Origin of the sequence: Clostridium senegalense (assembly GCF_018916625.1) — a bacterium.
Classification (GTDB): Bacteria; Bacillota; Clostridia; order Clostridiales; family Clostridiaceae; genus Clostridium_J; species Clostridium_J senegalense.
Genome location: NZ_JAHLNC010000002.1, coordinates 255,978 through 276,251 on the forward strand (window position 1 = coordinate 255,978; position 20,274 = coordinate 276,251).

Annotated in this window: 19 protein-coding genes; 1 reads left to right on the plus strand and 18 read right to left on the minus strand. The window is 26.1% G+C overall.

Going from position 1 to position 20,274, the window contains the following annotated elements:
- Nucleotides 1-21 precede the first annotated feature (21 nt).
- The 12 genes from KQI36_RS06405 to KQI36_RS06460 all read right to left on the minus strand — a co-directional run bounded on the left by KQI36_RS06405 (nt 22) and on the right by KQI36_RS06460 (nt 11,787).
- The gene (locus tag KQI36_RS06405; protein ID WP_216450184.1) at nt 22-489 is read right to left on the minus strand and encodes a DUF2798 domain-containing protein; all 468 of its coding nucleotides are present in this window, start codon (nt 487-489) and stop codon (nt 22-24) included.
- Nucleotides 490-640: 151 nt separating this feature from the next.
- Nucleotides 641-982, minus strand: a complete 342-nt coding sequence (locus KQI36_RS06410) for a hydrogenase maturation nickel metallochaperone HypA/HybF (protein ID WP_216450185.1) — start codon at nt 980-982, stop codon at nt 641-643.
- 18 nt (nt 983-1,000) lie between these two features.
- Nucleotides 1,001-3,709: an FAD-dependent oxidoreductase gene (locus tag KQI36_RS06415; RefSeq protein ID WP_216450186.1), complete on the minus strand. Its 2,709-nt coding sequence runs from the start codon at nt 3,707-3,709 to the stop codon at nt 1,001-1,003.
- Nucleotides 3,710-3,742: 33 nt separating this feature from the next.
- Nucleotides 3,743-4,414, minus strand: coding sequence for a hydrogenase nickel incorporation protein HypB (hypB, locus tag KQI36_RS06420; RefSeq protein WP_061994178.1), 672 nt, complete (start codon nt 4,412-4,414; stop codon nt 3,743-3,745).
- A 240-nt stretch (nt 4,415-4,654) separates the two neighbouring features.
- A complete protein-coding gene (locus KQI36_RS06425) occupies nt 4,655-5,560 on the minus strand; it encodes a PhzF family isomerase (RefSeq protein ID WP_216450187.1) in 906 nt (301 codons plus the stop codon).
- A gap of 42 nt (nt 5,561-5,602) precedes the next feature.
- Nucleotides 5,603-5,791 (minus strand): hypothetical protein, encoded by a 189-nt coding sequence (locus KQI36_RS06430; protein WP_216450188.1) that lies wholly within the window; start codon nt 5,789-5,791, stop codon nt 5,603-5,605.
- A 171-nt stretch (nt 5,792-5,962) separates the two neighbouring features.
- Nucleotides 5,963-7,030, minus strand: coding sequence for a DHHW family protein (locus tag KQI36_RS06435; RefSeq protein ID WP_216450189.1), 1,068 nt, complete (start codon nt 7,028-7,030; stop codon nt 5,963-5,965).
- 25 nt (nt 7,031-7,055) lie between these two features.
- A complete protein-coding gene (locus KQI36_RS17835; RefSeq protein ID WP_216450190.1) occupies nt 7,056-7,394 on the minus strand; it encodes a DHHW family protein in 339 nt (112 codons plus the stop codon).
- A gap of 10 nt (nt 7,395-7,404) precedes the next feature.
- On the minus strand, nt 7,405-8,805 hold the full coding sequence (locus tag KQI36_RS06445) for an MBOAT family O-acyltransferase (RefSeq protein WP_216450191.1): 1,401 nt from the start codon (nt 8,803-8,805) through the stop codon (nt 7,405-7,407).
- A 230-nt stretch (nt 8,806-9,035) separates the two neighbouring features.
- Nucleotides 9,036-10,382, minus strand: a complete 1,347-nt coding sequence (locus KQI36_RS06450; protein ID WP_216450192.1) for an FAD-binding oxidoreductase — start codon at nt 10,380-10,382, stop codon at nt 9,036-9,038.
- Between the two features lie 128 nt (nt 10,383-10,510).
- A complete protein-coding gene (locus tag KQI36_RS06455; protein ID WP_216450193.1) occupies nt 10,511-11,248 on the minus strand; it encodes a DUF434 domain-containing protein in 738 nt (245 codons plus the stop codon).
- Nucleotides 11,249-11,325: 77 nt separating this feature from the next.
- Complete coding sequence (locus KQI36_RS06460; protein ID WP_216450194.1) at nt 11,326-11,787, minus strand: GyrI-like domain-containing protein; 462 nt, start codon at nt 11,785-11,787, stop codon at nt 11,326-11,328.
- Nucleotides 11,788-12,242: 455 nt separating this feature from the next.
- On the opposite strand from KQI36_RS06460, the gene KQI36_RS06465 reads away from it, so the two are divergent.
- Entirely contained in the window at nt 12,243-12,944 is a 702-nt protein-coding gene (locus KQI36_RS06465; RefSeq protein WP_216450195.1) for a hypothetical protein, read from the plus strand.
- A gap of 88 nt (nt 12,945-13,032) precedes the next feature.
- Here KQI36_RS06465 and KQI36_RS06470 read toward each other — a convergent pair whose 3' ends face one another.
- The 6 genes from KQI36_RS06470 to KQI36_RS06495 form a co-directional block, all read right to left on the minus strand.
- The gene (locus tag KQI36_RS06470; protein ID WP_216450196.1) at nt 13,033-13,998 is read right to left on the minus strand and encodes an aromatic acid exporter family protein; all 966 of its coding nucleotides are present in this window, start codon (nt 13,996-13,998) and stop codon (nt 13,033-13,035) included.
- Between the two features lie 475 nt (nt 13,999-14,473).
- Nucleotides 14,474-16,543: an FtsX-like permease family protein gene (locus KQI36_RS06475; RefSeq protein WP_216450197.1), complete on the minus strand. Its 2,070-nt coding sequence runs from the start codon at nt 16,541-16,543 to the stop codon at nt 14,474-14,476.
- Nucleotides 16,533-17,300: an ABC transporter ATP-binding protein gene (locus tag KQI36_RS06480; protein ID WP_216450198.1), complete on the minus strand. Its 768-nt coding sequence runs from the start codon at nt 17,298-17,300 to the stop codon at nt 16,533-16,535. The genes KQI36_RS06475 and KQI36_RS06480 overlap by 11 nt, the downstream gene beginning before the upstream one ends.
- Before the next feature lie 101 nt (nt 17,301-17,401).
- Nucleotides 17,402-18,427: a sensor histidine kinase gene (locus tag KQI36_RS06485; protein WP_216450199.1), complete on the minus strand. Its 1,026-nt coding sequence runs from the start codon at nt 18,425-18,427 to the stop codon at nt 17,402-17,404.
- Nucleotides 18,424-19,092 carry a response regulator transcription factor gene (locus tag KQI36_RS06490; protein WP_216450200.1) on the minus strand — a complete coding sequence of 223 codons (669 nt, stop codon included), beginning with the start codon at nt 19,090-19,092 and terminating at the stop codon, nt 18,424-18,426. Before KQI36_RS06490 ends, KQI36_RS06485 begins: the two co-directional genes overlap by 4 nt.
- A 144-nt stretch (nt 19,093-19,236) precedes the next feature.
- Nucleotides 19,237-19,578: a zinc ribbon domain-containing protein YjdM gene (locus KQI36_RS06495; protein WP_199869004.1), complete on the minus strand. Its 342-nt coding sequence runs from the start codon at nt 19,576-19,578 to the stop codon at nt 19,237-19,239.
- Nucleotides 19,579-20,274 lie beyond the last annotated feature (696 nt).

Genomic DNA, 20,274 nt, shown 5'->3' on the forward strand with positions numbered 1-20,274 from the left:
TTATTTTTATTGGTATTCTTATTAATTTTTATGCATTATTCTCATCACATTTCTTGCGATAGGTGATACAATAAGTAGTTCCAAAAATAGAACTACACAAAAATTACGTGGCCAGCAAATTGGAAACTCTTTAATCACTTCCATATTAAACCCTAATGCTAAGATTCCACCTACAATCGTCATAATAATAGACATTCCAATTACAGTAAAAAATGTTCTAAATAAAATGTTAGCATTTAAACTATCTGTTGGAGAAGCAAAAATCTTCACTAATTTATCAGCTATATTTCCAACTATAAAATTTTCAAACATCATAGCAATTATAAAAACTACTGGAAATATTTTCAAAGATGTAGCTACAGATGTTACAGATACTCCACCCATGTTAATAGAAATATTCATAGTTGCCATAAAAAATGCTGTCAATGCACATATAATACCTCCATAAATTAATCCTTCTTTCCCATTCCTAGGCATACATTGTTCCATAATATCCTCCTTTATTTTTTAATAAAAAATGCATTGTACGACGACAAATGGTATGACCGTCGGTACAACGCATTGACTTTTATAAGTATAACATAATTATTTTTTCTGATGTAATACCCTAATTTCATTTTTTTATTTATTTTTTATACATTTAACAAGCAACAATTTCTTTAATCATAAATTCTCTTCCACATAGCAAATCCCAATCATTTTCTCCACAGTATGAACATTTCCCTTTGCTTTGAAGGATATTAAAAACTTTATTACATTTTTTACAAATCCCATTACCAGGTAGTATCTCAATTTCTAATTTTGTATTTTGTAATAAAGTTCCATCTACTGCTGCTGGGTAACATGCTTTAACATATCTTGGAATCATTGATGAAAGTTCACCAATTTGAATAACTAATTTATCTATTTGGGTTAATCCATTTTTTTGTGCAAAATTTTCAACAGTCTTAACTACTTGTAGCAAAACTCCAACTTCATGCAAATTACCCCACCCCCTATGTCAACGTTTATCGGGAGCATTTTCACTAAGGAAAATAGATTTTAATTTTCTTACTGGTTTTTTCACAGCAATTCTCACCTTACGTTTAAGTGCATGTTTAATAATTATAGGCTTAAGCTCAGAAAGATCTACACTAGCACTATCATAAACTCTTTCCAACTTAATTGCATCATATTTGCATTTTGTAGTACAAACACCACATCCTACACATTGATATTCATCTACAACTGTAGCACCACAACCAAGACAACGTTCAGTTTCTTTTTTCAATTGTTCTTCTGTAAAAGTACCACGTAAATCCTTAAATGTTTCTTTTGATCTATTTTCACCTATATGCTCTGCTCTTTGTCTTGGCATCCTATCATATCCTCCAAGATCAAGATTATTTTTATCTAAAGGACGATAATCTCTCTTTGTACGTCCTAAAATTAGACTTTGTCCAGGATGAACATAACGATGAATTGAAATCGCACCTTCTTTACCTAAAGCAATTGCATCTATAGCAAACCTAGGTCCTGTGACAGCATCTCCACCAGCAAATATATCTGCTTCATCTGTTTGTAAGGTAACTTGATTGACTTTTATTGTATTGTTAGGATTTAATTGTACCTTAGTATCTTCTAGCAATTCGCCCCAATCTATTCCTTGACCTACTGAAATTATTACATTTTCTGCTTCAACTACTTTTGTTTCACTTTCATCGAATTTTGGACTAAACCTTCTGTTTTCATCAAATACTGAAATACATTTTTTAAATTCTACGCCAACTACTTTTCCATTTTCCTGAAGAACTCGTTTTGGTCCCCATGAATTATTAATGGAAATTCCCTCTGACAATGCTTCTTCAATTTCTTCTTCAAGTGCCGGCATTTCATCTCTACTTTCTAAACAATACATACTTATATCAGAAGTATCAATTCTTGTGACAGTTCTTGCAACATCAATAGCAACATTACCTCCACCAATCACAATAACTTTTCCTTCCATTTTTAAATCTTCACCTAAATTTATTTCTCGTAAAAATTCTACTCCGGTTATTACACCTTCAGCCTCTTCTCCTTCAATACCTAAACTTCTTCCCTTTTGAGCACCAATTGCAAAATAAAATGCTTCAAATCCTTCATTTCTTAAATCATTAAGTGTTACATCCTTTCCCACTTCAATATTAGTCTTAAATTCAACACCTAATTCTTTTAAAATATCAATTTCTGCATTAACTACATCTTTTTCTAATCTAAAAGATGGAATTCCAAATTTCAACATACCACCAAGTGATTTTTGTCTTTCAAATACAGTTACTTTATAGCCATCAATAGCCAAATAAAAAGCACATGAAAGCCCTGAAGGACCTGCACCTATTATAGCAATTTTATTTTTATATTGATTTTTAACCTCTGGTACATATCGAAACTCTTTATTCAAATCTTGTTGTGCAATAAATTTCTTAATATCATCTATAGCTATAGGATCATCCACATCTCCCCTTGTGCAAGCAGATTCACATTTTCTTGGACATATACGACCACACACTGCTGGGAACGGATTTTCATGCTTTATAAGTTCTAGTGCCTCTGTATATCTACCTTGAGAAGCCAATTTTATATATCCTTGAATACCGATATGTGCAGGACATTCTGCTTTACAAGGGCTTGTGCCAGTATCTACAACTACTTTTCTATTAATACGATAGTCTATATTCCACTTATCTGGTCCCCATTCTGTATCATAAGGTAATTCACGTTTTTTTTCTATAATAGGAGTTTTCATGCACAGCTTTTGTCCTAATTTTAATGCATTCACTTGGCAATTTTCAACACATTCTCCACAAGCTACACATTTATCTTTATCTACTTTTGCAACGTAATTTGAACGTATCATATCTGTATTTAAAAACATTTCTGCAGTTCTTAAGGACAAACATGAACATCCACAGCAATTGCAAATAGCATGAGTTACCCCTGGTCCTTCTGTATTTGGTATTTGATGCACTAACCCATTAGCTTCTGCCTTTTTTATAATTTCAAAGGCTTCCTCACGAGAAATTTTTCTTCCTCTACCTGTTCGAATGTAATATTCTGCTGCATGTCCCATTTGAATGCACATGTCTTCCTTTAAATGTCCACAGCCTTCCCCCATAACTTCTCTTGCTGTACGACAAGCACAGTCCGAAACAGAAAAAATTTCATTTTCATTAAGATATTTAGATACTTCCTCATATGATGCTCTTCTTGTTTCTGCTTCAATAGATTGTTCAATAGGAATAACTCTCATAAGACCTTTACCTACTGGAAAATTTCCTGCTGTTTTTGGTCCTCTTACTCTTCCATATGCCTCAAAAGCTTCAGCAATTTGAGGGTGTTTTTTTACATTTTCCTTATTATTGACCATCATTTCCATAACACCAGGAATCCAAGTTTCAAGCCAATATTTATCAACACCATCTATTTCATTAACAAAGCATACCCCAACAACTGCTAAGTCCCATAAAAGTTTTGATGTTTCCTCTACAGATTTTCCACATAATTTAGCCACTTCTTCTGCACTTTTAGGTTTTCGTAATTCTAAATAAATTCCTACCTCGGCCATTTCATCTGAAACAACAGGTTCTAAAATAATATATTCAGGATCTTTAGGCTTAATTTCTGATTTTGAACCACGTTTTGATCTGTTTATGTGATTTGCAAGATCCAATACCTTTTCCTTTACCATATATATCCCCCTATCTCAAAGCTCAATATATTCTTATTTTTCTTTCCAATTTTTCACTTCAGTACGTATCCAATCAACCCACTTATCAATTCCTTCTCCTGTTTTAGCAGATATAGGAATAATTTTTATATTTGGATTTAATTTCAATGCACATTTTTTAACTTTTTCTAAATCAAAATCAAAATAATCCATAGCATCAATTTTATTGATTAACAAAACATCAACAATTGAAAACATAAGTGGATATTTTAATGGTTTATCATCACCTTCAGGAATACTTAAAATCATAGCGTTTTTTGATGCACCAGTATCAAATTCTGCTGGACATACTAAATTTCCTACATTCTCTAATATTGCAAAATCAATATCTTCAGTTCCTAATCCTTCTAATCCTTGTTTAGTCATATCTGCATCTAAATGGCACATTCCACCAGTGTGTAATTGAATCACTTTTGCGCCAGTCTTAGATACTGTGTTAGCATCTACATCTGAATCAATATCTGCTTCCAAAATACCAATTTTCATCTCATCTTTTAAAGCATCAATAGTCTTTACAACAGTTGTAGTTTTTCCTGAACCTGGTGATGACATTAAATTTAATAAGAAAGTTTTATCTTTTTTTAATTCCTTTCTAAGTAACTCGGCCTGTTTGTCATTGTCTTCAAAAACACTTTGTTTAATTTCAATAATCTTATAAGTATCCATAATTCTTTTTACCCCCAATTTTATACCATTTTTACTTGTTATTTTTTATATTTAAGTAATAAATAAACATTACTGTATAAAAATTGTACCATTAAATACATATTAACGAAACAAGCTTTATATACTTTTAATTTATAATAAAAACACAGAATAGAAGTATTCTGTGTTTTGCTTATTTATATTAGGATTTATAAATCACTATAAATATTACTAATAAAATTAGTATTTTAAATAAAACTCCTATAAACTCAATTCTGACTTAAATGTAATAACAGCATTTCCTGAAATTTTAACTTCTACTGGATTTTTATCTTCTATTTTTACTTCAACCTCTATAACGCCAGGTCGACCTATTGCTTCACCCTGCTTTGCTTTAAATTTAAATACCCTATTATTATGTTTAACAAAATTATTATAAACAAGATATGCTCCTAGTGGACCATTTGCATTTCCTGTTACTGGATCCTCATTAATTCCTATTGCTGGTGCAAACATCCTACCATGTATCAAAATATCTTTTTCTTCAGGATTAATTGTAAAAACATAATATCCATTACATTTTATAATGTTACTTAATTTAACTAACTCATCATAATTAGGTTGCATATTATTTAATGTGTGAATACCTTTTATTCCAATCATAACTTTTGAATGTCCTGTTGAAACAATTTGTATTGGGTAAGATTCTATTAAATCATAATCATTGATATTAAGTGCTTTTATAAGCTTTTTCTTATTTTCTCCATTAATAATATCCCCAAATTCAATTTTTCCTTGTGTCATAATAACTTTATAATCATCATTTTCACTTACTATATCAACTGGTAAAATACCAGCACCAGTTTTTTGATAAACCCTTGAAGAAACAAGTTTATTTTCAATAGCACGTGCATAATGGGCTGCTATAGTTGCATGTCCGCATATTGGAACTTCATTTGTTGGCGTAAAAAATCTTATGTGAACATCAAAATCATTATCACTTGAAGAAAATATAAATGCTGTCTCAGAATTGTTAAGTTCCCTAGCTATTTTTTTCATCTCATTTTCTGTTAATCCATCAGCATTGGTTATGACTCCAGCTGGATTTCCTGCAAACCTTTCTTTTGTAAATGAATCAATTTGATATAAATTATATTTTTTATCCATAAACTTCCCTCCAATTGTAACTACTATTAAAACCACTGTGTTCTATTTTTTATTTTTCTTTAAAATTGATATATCTTTTTTAATTGTAAATGGATTGATAAAAATCCATGTAAAACTTAACCCAAGCAGCAATGAACTTTCAAAATCACTTAATATTAAAAAACACACTATTGCTATTCCTAATATTAAAAGTATTATATTTAATATTAGCCTCTTTTTTATATTCTCCATAAATTCCACCTATTTCACCCATATTTATACTTAAATTATGACTTGCTTTATAATTTAAATCAATACAATAGGTTTATTATATATACTTTCACTGTTTTAAACTAAAAATAAAAAAACTATATTAAAAAATATTTTTTAATATAGTCTTAATTAAATTTCTACATCATCAATTTACTTGTTTAATCTATCTATGGTATTAATTAAAGTTTCTGTGTTAGCTGCAAAAACATTATTAATAAATAATACTTGATTTATACCATTATCCTTAACTAACTGATTTAAACTTCCATCATAATAACGAGAATCTATAACTATTACTTCTTTATAATCTGGAACCAAAAATGGTACAAATGCATTACCATAAGACTCTTTTACTACTACTATTTTTTTATCACTTTTTGCATTTTTATTTTCAATTTTTATTTTTGGAAAATCACCATGCAAAAATACTGAATATGCATTTACTCCTTCTGCATAATCTGCATATAGACTACTTTTTAACGGGTTGTCCATATCATTTTCTTCATATCTATAAACTTGATAATCATAAGGTATTTTATAATAATCTACAGTATCTGGATTATTTTTTAGTTTATTATCTTTAGTTTGAGTGTATAACGTTCCTAAAAATCCACCTACTGTAAATTTTTCATATTCTTTCAGGTTTATTGGAGTAAATCCTGCTTCCTTAGCAAAGGCTGTATACGCATAATATGCTCCTAAAGATGTCCAATGATGATCTGTGTTAAAATATATGTACTCATCTTTATGTTTTTCTAATTCACTATAAGCGTCTATAGTTTTTACATTTTTGTCCATGCCCTTATAAATATTATCTATAGACTCTTTTTCGGAATTACTCATATCCTTATATTTACTTGGAAGTGCAAACTCAACATGAGTTGGAACAACCATATTATATACTTGTACATCATTCCCTAAATTCTTAGCATGTTTTGAAATTGTATTTATATATTTTTCACTTTCTTCCTTACTACCACCAAAAATCTCTAAGGCCATGTCACCTAAAGTCACAATTGAACCAGATTTTTCTGCAATTTCATCTCCTTTTTGTGAATCATCCTTTGAAGTATTTTTTGTATCTTCCTTTTTTGAATCTGCTATTTTATTACTTTGTCCTGTTTTTTCTACCTTTTCTTTATTTCCACAAGCTACTAATGAAGTAACTGATATAGCCACCAATGTAACAGCTATTATTTTTCTTATATTTTTACTCATAATTTATTCTCCTATCTTTTTCATTTTATTTATATAATTTTATTTCTTCTTCACCTTCTCTAAGTCCCTTTAAACTATCAACATAGGAATCAATTGATAATAACTTATCCCTAAATGGAAAAGTATCATTATAAAAACTCTCTATCTGTGAAAAATATTTTCCTTTCATAACTTCCTCTAAAGAAAACTTTGGGTATTTTGTTAAAGCTCTTTTTTCATCTTCTGATATAGTTTTTTTAGGCATTATTATTGAACATAAGGATAATGTTAATATTATTAATGCAAATACAGAAATATTTATTAATTGCATCTTTTTTATTGTTTTATTTTTTCTTTTATTTTCTTTTTCACAATCAAATTTCATTTTTTCCTCCTTAAAACCTAAAATATAAGAAAGGATTATAACTATCTCCAATTAGCATAGCTGTTGATAAAATTAGTATCATTACATTAATTATTACAACTAATATTGTTAGGATATATTCTCTATCTTTTTCTAATAGTTTTCTTTTTATATAGGGAAGTATAGGAGTTGTTCCTATTAACGCTAATATAATCCAAAATATATTATTAACAATTTCTAGTTTTGTCTCAGTATTAACAATTGAATTATTGCTTAATCCAAACATTATTTTTAAATACTTAATGCTATCTGTTAAGTTTGTAAAATAAAATATTGTCCACCCACTAACAACAACTATCAAAAGATATATGTGACTAACTATTTTAGGTATTCTATTTAGTATTTTTAATATGAATTTTTTCTCAAAATATATTATTATTCCAAAATATAATCCCCAAACGATAAAATTCCAACTTGCGCCATGCCATATACCTGTTAAAAGCCAAACAATAAATAAATTAGCAACCATATTTTTCTTGTTTCCACCTAAGGGAATATAAACATAATCCCTAAAGAAGCTACCTAAAGAAATATGCCATCTTCGCCAAAATTCTGTTGCTGACTTTGATATATATGGATAATTAAAATTTTCTAAATATTTAAAACCAAATATTTTTCCAAGACCTATTGCCATATCTGAATATCCTGAAAAATCAAAGTACATTTGAATAGTAAACATTACAATTCCAAGCCAAGCTCCTACTACTGTTAAATCATATAAATTTGAATTCATATATTGCTCTACTAACTTACCTGCTACATTTGCAATCAAAACTTTTTTTCCAAGTCCTACTATAAATCTATTTATACCATCATTTATGTTGTCTATAGAGCTTTCTCTATAGTCTATTTCATCCTCTACTTGAGAATATCTAACTATTGGACCTGCTACTAATTGCGGATATAATGATATATATAGTAAAAATTTATAGTAACTTTTTTGAGCCTTTACATGACCTTTATACACATCTACTGTATAGGAAATAACATGAAATGTATAAAAAGATATTCCTAAAGGAAAGGGTATGTCAGGTATTTTTATTGCAAGATTAAATAATTCATTTATATTTTCAAAAATAAATGCAGTATATTTAAAAATTAATAATGAACATAAGTTTATTATTATAGAGTATATTAACCATTTTTTAGATTTCTTTGTATCCTTATTTTTTTCAATAAAAATTCCTGCGTAATAATTTATTATAGATGTGAATAAAAGTAATATTATCCATTTAGGTTCACCCCACGAATAAAAGATAAGAGAAAATACTAATAATGTTATATTTTTAGCTTTTATATCCTTTACCAAAAAATAAATTAATAGATTTAGTGGTAAAAATAGATAAATGAATAATGTATTTGAAAATACCATGTTTCACCTCCTAATTTTATGTAACAAAATATTTTTATCATTGTTTTGTTACATAAATATTACGTAAATATAATTTTTTATATTTTAAAACAATGTTTATAAAAATAAAAAACCCTTACTTGCATATTTAACACAAGTAAGAGTTTCATTAAATTTTAAAATTAATTCTTAATATCTTTATTGATTTAAAACTACTTTTATAAAACCTATTAAATCATTTAGAAACATTCTTATCTTATTGACTGTGGAAAATTAAATATATTACAAGGATCATACTTTCTTTTTATACCCCTTAATTCACATGCATTTCCACCATAATATTCTTTTTCATAATTTTTTAATGGACTATATGGGAAATTAACAAAAAAACCTTCCGTTATAGTTTTTATATAACTTAGTCTAGAGTCAACCCATATTTCATTTTCTTTCGCATAAATTGGGTTTTCCCAAACTGATTGTATTCCCATAATATAATTAGCATCCCTATAGTAGAAAGCTGTCTCATGTTTTCCTTTATCTTTAACAGCCCCTCCTAACCCATAAAAAGTAATTGCAGCATAAACTGAACCCTGTGGCCTTTCTTGAAGAGATAATGCTAATTTTAATAATTCTTCTTTTGAATACAACCTATTTACAAATCTACCTGTAGATTTAAATTTCTCACTATCAGGATAATTATCCTGAACTTTTCTTATAGCTTCTATAAATGTTATATATTCAAAATTAGCTATAGCCTTTGGTAAAACTAAAAATGGCTTTAATATTATTTTTAATTCTTCCTCTGTTCCATAAAATAGCCCAAAGAAATATGATGCTATCCCTTCTTCAGAAGAATTATAAAAACTAGCCCTCATGTTTACCCGTCTATCTAAAGTTTGATATACCTTTTGAAATACATCCATAATATTTGCCTGTTCTAATGCCGTATTTTGGGGATAATATATTGTAAATAACGTAACCTTATTTGTTTTAGGTGGTAATTTAAAGGTTAATGATGTTACTACCCCAAAATTTCCATCACCGGCACCTCTTAATGCCCAAAATAAATCCCTATTGCAATTCTTGTTAGCAACAATTACTTTTCCTTTATAGTCTACAAGTTCCACTTCCACTAAACTATCAGTACCTAATCCAAATAATCTACAGGATAATCCCCATCCTCCACCTAATGCATAACCAGCTACCCCAACAGTGGGACAGGTTCCTCCTGGAAATGGGTAACCCCTTAATCCTAAGAATTCATAAAGCTCTCTATTTTGTACACCTGCTTCTATTGTCACAGTATTATCGTATTCATTTATACTTATTTTTTTCATTCTACTAATATCAATTACTATTGCACAATCACCAATTGAAAATCCTTCATAATTGTGTCCACCAGATCTAATTCTAAATTTAAAATTATTTTTAACACAAAATTTTAAAGCAAATATAACATCATTTCTATTTATACAATATAATATAGCTATTGGATATCTTTGTATTGCTCTATTCCAAACTTGTCTATCTTCATTATAATTAATATTGTTTGGAGTTACTATTTCACCATTAAAGCATAAATCCTTAGCTAAATTCATTATACCCATCCTTTATAGTAGAATATTTTGATTTAGGCATATGAAAAGAATAAAAGACCAAAGATTCGAAGCATATTTGGTCTATTATTTATTTGATTATGCCTTATATATAAATCCATCTACTACTATTATAATATATGATTATTTTTTAAATTAGTTTCAAAATCAACATACATGGTATTTAACATATTATTTTTTATAATTTCCTTATTTAAATTAATCCAACTATTACACTTATCTAAAATAATAGCATCACTAGTTATAACACAATCTGATGATTCTAATACAGTATCTACATTATTGATTGTTTTTGCTTCAACCTGAAAATTATAATCCTTTAGTAATTCTAATATTTTAAGTTTTAATCTTCCTGAATTTGAAACTGGTGAGTCTAAATAGAAAATAGCTTCTTTTATTTTATATTTCTCTAATATATTTCCAATAAGTTTAATTGCTAATTCACTTTTATCTATAATTTTATATGTACCACGAAGCCCAGCTAAATCTCTTATTGTGCCATCCATACAATTTAATATTACTGAATTAGATAATGCTACCTCTAAGGTAATTACTGTATTAAAACCATCAATATTTACAGTTTCATTTTCTAATTTATTAATAGGTATTTCTTTTGCTTTTCTATTTTCTACTGATTTATCTGAAGAAATTCCCCTAACTATTGAAAGTCTTTGCCTTTCAGATAACAGATAATGATTTCCTATAAACGTAGAGCTTCCTTTTATATTGTAACTTCTATTAAGAAGATATCTTAAGTCTTCACCTGCTTTATATAATTTATTAATACTCTTTTTACTAAATTCTTCTTCATCTTTTAGTACATATCCTCTTCTAACACTTTTACTCATAACCTATAATGCTCCATCCTGTAAATAATTTATTTGTTATTAAATATTATAGGAAATAAATTTTATATAATACATAATTAATTTAAAGAAATATAAATATGTATTTCTTGATTTTCTATATCATTGCTATTATTTTGATATTCCTCAAAATCACAAGAATACCTTCTATCTAGATTCATTTTCCACAGTTCACTCCAAAATTCCTGTACTGATTTTTTGACATCACCTTTTATAACAAATTTAGCATATCTCCCACCTGGAATTTTTCTACTTACTAATGGTGATTCTAAATTATCACTTTTAATAACTTCAGAACAAATTAAAAAATTATAAGGGTCTGTAAAATCCCCTTGGTAATCTGTATATACTGCAATAAATTTTTTATTATTTCTATTTTTTATTTTTTCATAATATGCTTTTGCTAAAAATTCTCCCCACATTTCCCCTATATCTTTAATGGCTCTACCATTTTCATTAGTGGTTTCCTTTATTAAACCTACTACCTGTTTTTCAACTAAGTTAACAATTTCATAATTCATAAATAATTCTCCTTAACTACTTTTTATTAGAGTATAATTTATGAAATATGACAGCATCATGTCATATTCAAAATAAAAATACTCCATAATATAGATTTTTTAATCATCTATAGCGTTCCAAGTTGACTTTTAAAATTATTTGCTCCAAAACTTGGATACTCTAAATAGTGAGATATACTGGGAAACACTTCAAATTCAACACTATATTTTGTATGAAAATATTTTAAAGGTATTCAATAAATATAAATGTGAGCTTATTTTCCTATATCTTACAGAGTATTTTTTCTTTTTAAATGTAATCTATTTATTCATAAATCCATTTATATTTGTATTTGAAATTGTAATACAATACTTTAATCTATTTAAAATACAAATATCATTTTACATTTTATTGAATTAATTGTATTATTTTCTCGAAAAGTAATTTTATTTATATATTAATTGGGGGTTTAAATATGAAAAAAGGGACAATCGTTGCATTATTATGTATTTCTTTAATAGGTTCTTCAATTGTAATCATTCCAACTAAAGCAGTTGCAAAAACTAACACTTCTTATAACGTATCTTTACCTACTAAAGATACATTTATAAATGCAAAGGAAGATTTTAAAATATTTTCCAATTCAGTTGATGCACTAACTGGAGAAACTAATTTAAATATAAAATTTAGTAAAGAAGAATTTAATTCTACATTAATTATATTAGATAATAACCGTGAAATATTTAGGAGTAAAATACTTCCTAATACCTCTGAATTAAATTTACCTATTAAACTTAATTCTTATGGAAATCACAATATAAAAGCTTTTATTGGAATATGTGCACCAAATTTCGATGCATATTCTATGAGTAATGAAATAGATTTAGGTTTTTTTAATCCTAAAATAGAAAAATCAATAAATTTACAATATAATTACTCAAATAATCAATTTACAGCAAAACTACCTACTGCTGAATATAATTGTCAATTATATGTATATGACAATGGAGTTTTGTCATATAAGACTAAACTTAATAGACCAACTGATAATATTTCTTTTTCTTTACCATCAGAAACTTATGGTAAGCATGAAATAACTGCTTATCTTGGTATTGTTGCAGGTTCATATGATTATAATCCTATCTTAGCTAGCAATACTACTACTTTTTATAAATAATATTTTTAAATTTTAAATAGCTACTTCAACATATAAGTAAATTATATATTGAGGTAGCTATTTATTTTTTATTTATTAATATACACTTTTAATAATATGTATTTATTTTATTTAAATATTCTATTAATCTACTTATTATTAGTATATTGGTATTATTACTCATATCTAGTCTATTTGGATCTATTTTTATGTTTATAGTATCACCTATCCCCTTATCTTCTAGTATATTTTTATGTTTTTTATATATTATTTCAGTTAATTCAATTATGTATTCTCGTTCATTTTCTTTACTATGTAAATTTTCTTTATTAAATTTAAAAAGAGTGTTTAAATAATTATCTGCAGCCATATCTACCTGATATAAATAATTATATTTTTTCAATTTAGTACTATATTTTTTTAAGTGAAATCCACCTGATATTACATCAATGTCTTTTTCTAAGGTTTTTAAATTCACACTTAACTCTTGTAAATTTGTTTTAAAGTTATCATATTTTTGTTCAAATACTCCTTTAGAGTTTATTAAAGACTCTATATTTAACAACAAATCTTGGGATATATTCATCAAAGAACTTTCTACTATATCACCTAAATTTATTGGTAAAATCAGTTCATTTACAATTATTGCAATTATACCCCCTATCAATATAGAAACAAATCTACCCACTATTCCAACTATATCACTACTAATATAAAGTATTAATGCACCAGCTGCGCAACTTACTACACTAATTTTCCCATTCAAATTAAACTTATCATATGTAACAATTATTACAAAAAATACAATAGGCAATCCATATAAACTTCCTTTAAATATTGGATGCATTATAGCAGTTAATAAAAATGCATATACATTTGCTAAAAACCTTTTTTTAAAGTACCCTCTTGAACTAGATGCTGATGGATAAGATGCCAAAAGCAGAAAAATTGTAAGTGCCATAGTAGATGCCTCTGCATACCACACTATGTTACTAAGATATACAGCTATTAATCCTGCAATACAAATTTTAATGGCCTTTATTACTTCTCCATTCAAATTTTTTCTTAACTTCATATTAAAAATTCACCTACCTTTTTAATAAAAAAATAATTTTTAGCATTAACCATACTTTCCTCTTTTAATATATTCTCTGCATTTAATATAACTAATATTTATTTTTCTCTCGAAAGTTAATATTGTCTATTAAAAAATTTTAAATCCATAAACAGGCTAAGATTTCAATTTGTTTCACTACATTATACCACTAAGTTATTTTTCAATATTAATATTCTTAATTTTCTAACACTCTATAACTTTTTAAATTTTAACACTCACTAATCTACCAAAAAAATTATGTAAGAATTTTTATAACCCTAAAATATAAAAATAAGCTTATATAAGCTATATTTTGTATCCTAGAGTATAGCTACATTTACTTTAAAACTTATTTGTTTGCCAAACAAAAAAATCTAAGATTAATATTTTACAAAACAAAAACTATCTTAATATAAAGCTTTAATACTTAATACTAAGATAGTTTTTTAGTTATTTATTTTACTATATCCATATCATTTATATTTCTTTTAAACGTATAATAAGTTGATAAAAAATAACTTGCATATATTATAATTATTATAAAAAATGCTATTCCTATATTAAAAATAAAAGCTTCATCTCCTATATATACATTCATTTGATTTAAAAATATATTCATATAATAATATATAAATATTATAAATTCTACAGTAGATACTATTATAGGAAGTAAAAAGTAAAATAATATTTGTTTAAATATTATTTTATTTACTTCTTTTTCTTCTATTCCAAGCTTCTTTAAAATATTAAATCTACTTTTATGCTCTATTGAGTCTATCAATTGCTGCAATGCAAGTACTGTAAAACTTATCATAAGTAATACTGTTCCAAGATATACTCCTAAAATTTTCATGGCCAATGTTACATTTAATATTTCACTTACCTCTGCAACCTTTATTCTTGTCATCGATATATTAGGTAACACCTCTACATTATTATAATCTTGTAATATATCTTTATATTCATTTTTACTCCAATTTGGAATATATTTATTTTCTAAATTCAATGCCTCTTCATAACTAATCTTTTTATTAGTGTTTACAAAGAAATCTACACTAGCTAAAGTTAATTTTTCACAATAATTATCTGGTAATATAAACAGCATATCATTATAATAACTATATATTCCTTCTCCTATTGAATCCTTATAATAACCATTGCTACTTATTTTTAAATTATTTCCATGTGCATTAATTACATTGTTCTCTTGTATATATTTTTCTATATCTAGATCATTAATCATTTTAGCACATTGTATAGTAAATTCATTGTCTTTAATAGTAATTTTTTCATATCCCAACATAGTTCTTAACTTATTAAAATCACTTAATTTAATAGCTAATATAGGCATTTTTGTTTTATCTTTTATATAAAAATCTTCTTTTTTTAAAAAATATTTTTCAACTTCACAAAACTCTTTAACTCCATAGTTCTGTTTTTCTAAATATAACTCTAAAGATTTATAATTGGGAATCTTAATATCATTAATATCTCTTAATTTAACATAATTACTGTTTATAATTATATCAAAGGGAATTCTATATTCTAAATACCCTAAACTCCATTGAGATAATAATAATGTTAATGTAAAACTTAGTGCTGCACCTAAAAATGTTATAGATGTTGTTGCCATTAACATAGGTGATGTTTTAATTTTTGATACTAAAGATCCTATTAAAAATAAATTTGTTCCTTCATATTTAAAATTTATCCATCTATTTTTGACTATTATAATAATATATGCTATTGAATAAAACAAAGCGTATGTCGCTAATATAAAAGTAATTAATCCTACCAACATATATATTTTTTCATATCCATTTATATTATTGGGATTCTGTATAACTTTTAAAATTTTATATACTGAATATCCACAAATAACATAAAATACACAAGCTAGTATAAATAACAATATATAAACTGTTTTTCCTCTTTTAAATTGAAATTCAATTCTTTTTTCAGCATTTATCATATCAATAAGTTTAACTTTACTTAAACTTCGTATATTTAAAATACCAATTATACAAAACATCGCTAAAAAGAATATAACTGTAATCAATACAGTGTCTGTATATAATCTAAGCGAAAATGTAAGTTGTTGTTTAGCTGTTATTAATATTAATGCAGTAACTACCTGAGAAAATAACATACCAATAAAAATTCCTATGCCAACTGATATAAGTCCTATAAATAATGTTTCTATAAAAAACATTATTGAAACATTTCTCTGTTCTGCTCCTAATAATATATATGTTGCAAACTCTTTTTGCCTTCTTTTTATCATATATTTATTTACATATCCTATAAGCAATATAAGTAGTGCTGTAATTATATATGTAACATATTTTAATATTACTGTCAGCATTTCAAAATTATAAGAATCCTCAGTTATAAATTCATAGTCACTACTGGATAATGACATAAACGCATAGAATAAACTTACGCATAATGTTATTGTTATAAAATATATTAAGTAATCTTTTATTGAGCGTTTCCCATTATTTATTGCAAGCTTAGCGTACATCTCTTATATCTCCTCCAAGTAATGCCACAACATCAAGTATTTGATTGAAAAATTGTTTTCTATTACTTTCCCCTTTTATTAATTCAGTAAAAATTTTTCCATCTTTAATAAATAAAATTCTATCACAATAACTTGCAGTAAAAGAATCATGAGTTACCATCAAAATCGTTGACCCTAAATTTTTATTTAAACTTGAAATCATTTCTATTAACAGTTGTGCTGATCTTGAATCTAATGCTCCAGTAGGTTCGTCAGCCAAAATTAATTTAGGATTAGTTATTAATGCCCTGGCACATGCACAGCGTTGTTTTTGTCCACCAGACACTTCATAAGGATATTTTAAAAGTATATCTTCTATTCCTAATTTTGTAGCAATATCTCTCACTTTTTCATCAATTTTATCTTTTTTACATCTATTAATCGTTAAAGCTAATGCTATATTTTCATGAATATTCAATGTGTCTAATAAATTAAACTCTTGAAATATAAATCCTAAATTTTCTCTTCTAAATTTTGCTATATTTTTTTGATTTATTGTAGTAATGTCATCACCATTTATATAAATATGGCCTGAACTAACCTCGTCAATTGTTGATATAGTATTTAACAATGTAGTTTTTCCTGATCCTGAAGGACCCATAACTCCAATAAATTCACCCTTTGAAATATCAAAGCTTATGTCATCAATAGCCTTAACAACATTACCACTTTTTCCATAATATTTTTCTATATGTTTCACTTCTAGTATTTTTCCCATTATTTTCACCTCTATATTATTTTAACTAAAATTCTACTATCATAAATAAATTTAACATTACTTATATATGACAATTTTGTAACATAAAAACTCCTATACTATTAGTATAGGAGTAATTCATTACAGCTAAAATTTCCTCGTGGAAATACTATAATTACTCTTGTATATTCATTTACTTTTGATTCTATTGATATATGTAAACCTAATTTATAGGCTAGCTTTTTACACAAGTATAATCCAATGCCTGTAGAGTTATTACCTTTTCTTCCCTTTTCTCCTGTGAACCCTTTTTCCCAAACACGATTTATCTCATTTTGAGGAATACCTATACCATTATCCTCTATAATTAATTTAAGTCCATGACTTATATCTTTTGTATATACTTTTATTATTGGTAAATTTTTATTTCTATATTTAATGGCGTTTACTATTACTTGATTTATTATAAATTCCAACCATTTACTATCACAATAAACGCTCTCATTCACACCACTTATTTCAACTTCTATGTTATTTAATATAAACATTTGCTTATTTCTTATAATAACTTGATTTATGCATTTTTGTAATGATATTTCCCTTATTAGATAATCTTTATCTACCTCTTCACTTCTTGCATAAAATAAAGTTTGTTCTACAAATCTATCTATATTATCTAATTCATGCAATACTAGTGAAGAATTTTTAGTTCTATTATTTTCTTCAATAAGCTTTATTGCAGAAATATGTGTTTTAACTTCATGAATCCATTTTTCAATATATTCTTTATACTCCTTTTGAACACACTTGCTCAAATTTATTTCTTCAAGCATAGATTTACTAGATTGTCTCATTAAATTATAATAAAATTTTCCTACTGTATCGCAAGGCTCATCTATAATCTCACCAATTAAATATTTTTTATCTAAACTATTAATTACCTTTAATATAGTATTAAAATATGACTTTTTTCTTTTATAATCATATAAAAATAAAAAAATACATATAAGTACCCACATAGTAATTATTACTTTTATGACTTCAAAAGTATTTCCTACGCTAAATAAAAATATTATTAAAACTATAAGCAATACAATATTTAAAAGCAGTATACCTATTCGTTCTTTTAAATAATCATTTAAATTCATACCATATATCCTTGTCCCCTCTTAGTTTTGATAAAATCTTTCACTCCTATACTTTGAAGCTTATTTCTTATTCTTGTCATATTAACAGTTAATGTGTTGTCACTTATAAATAAAGCACTCTCCCACAAATATTCCATAATTTCTATCCTAGATACTATCTTTCCTTTACTATTTAATAAACAATGTATTATTTTAAACTCATTTTTAGTAAGTTCAATGCTACTCCCTTCATTTTCTATAGTACTAGCTAATATATTAAGTTTTAAACCTTTGTACTCTATAACTTCTATATTTCTTTCATTAGGATATGCTCTTTTTAAAATTGAATTTATTCGTGCTAATAAAATTTGAGTATTATATGGTTTTGTTATAAAATCATCCCCGCCTAAAGTAATACTCATAAGTTCATCAACATCAGTGTTTCTACTTGTTACAAATATAATTGGTACTTTTGAAAAATTACGTATTTCGGTACATATTTTAAAACCATCATTATAAGGTAAACCGATATCCAATAAAATTAAATGTGGATCTTTCTCTTTAACTGCTTTAGGAATTTCATCAAAATCTCTTTCTTTAATTGCTTTATACCCATTAATATTTAAAATATTTGCTATTTCATTTTGTATTTGTTCATTATCTTCAACTATCATTATATTAAACATATTCTATACCCTTAAACCTTAATTAAAATATTAATAATAATTATACATTAAATATATGAATTTATAAAATTTTACAAAACAAAAACTATCTTAATATAAAGCTTTAATACTTAATACTAAGATAGTTTTTTAGTTATTTATTTATTATGCTTTTTTAACAAACTCAGATTTTAGTTCCATAGCTCCAAAACCATCTATTTTACAATCAATGTTATGATCTCCATCAACTAAACGTATGTTTTTTACTTTTGTACCTATTTTTATAGATGATGAAGCTCCTTTTACTTTAAGGTCTTTAATTACAGTTACAGTATCACCATCATTTAAGATATTTCCATTTGCATCTTTTACAACTTTTATATCTTCATTATTTTCTTTTTCTGATTCTAAATTCCACTCATGAGCACATTCTGGACAAACAAAAAGACTTCCATCCTCATAAGTGTATTCTGAATTACATTTTGGACAATTTGGTAAATTAGACATAATTTATTTCCTCCGTTCGTTATTTCAAATCTTAATATATAAAATTTCCCTTAGTTTTTTCAAAAGTTTAATTTATTATAGTGTTCCAATTTATCTTTTTTTGACTATTCATTTCAAAACTTGAATAATCTAAAAGTCATGCAAGCTCCTAATTAATTAAATTCAAATTATAGCTTGTTTCCCTATAAATTTGTATTAATTTGAAATTTAGAAAAAACATATATCATTTTATCATATGTTTATATATATTAGCATAATATTAGCATATTTACAAACAACTTTAGAAAAGGTTACAAGCTATGATTTAATCAAATACCACTATAATAATCTTTAATTTTATAATGTTATAGACTTCCAAATTAAATCTTAAACTTATTCATTTATCAAATGAGAAAACTCAAATTAATATTTTTTCAATAACTAACAGATTATTTTAGTTAAAAGTTAAGAGTGAATAGTGAACAGTTGAGGTTATTACTACTCACTTCGTTCCTAGTAATTCTCAACGTATCTTTTTATAATTTGCAAAGCAAATTATATTTATAGATTTTCTTAATCATTTTCAGAAAGTGGTTGTCACTTTAATCCTAAATTCTTAATTCATAATTCTTAACTAATTATATTTGTACTTATTTTTCTCAACTGATAACAAAAATTTGATGTATAAATTTAAGTTGTATGTTATTTTTCCGTATA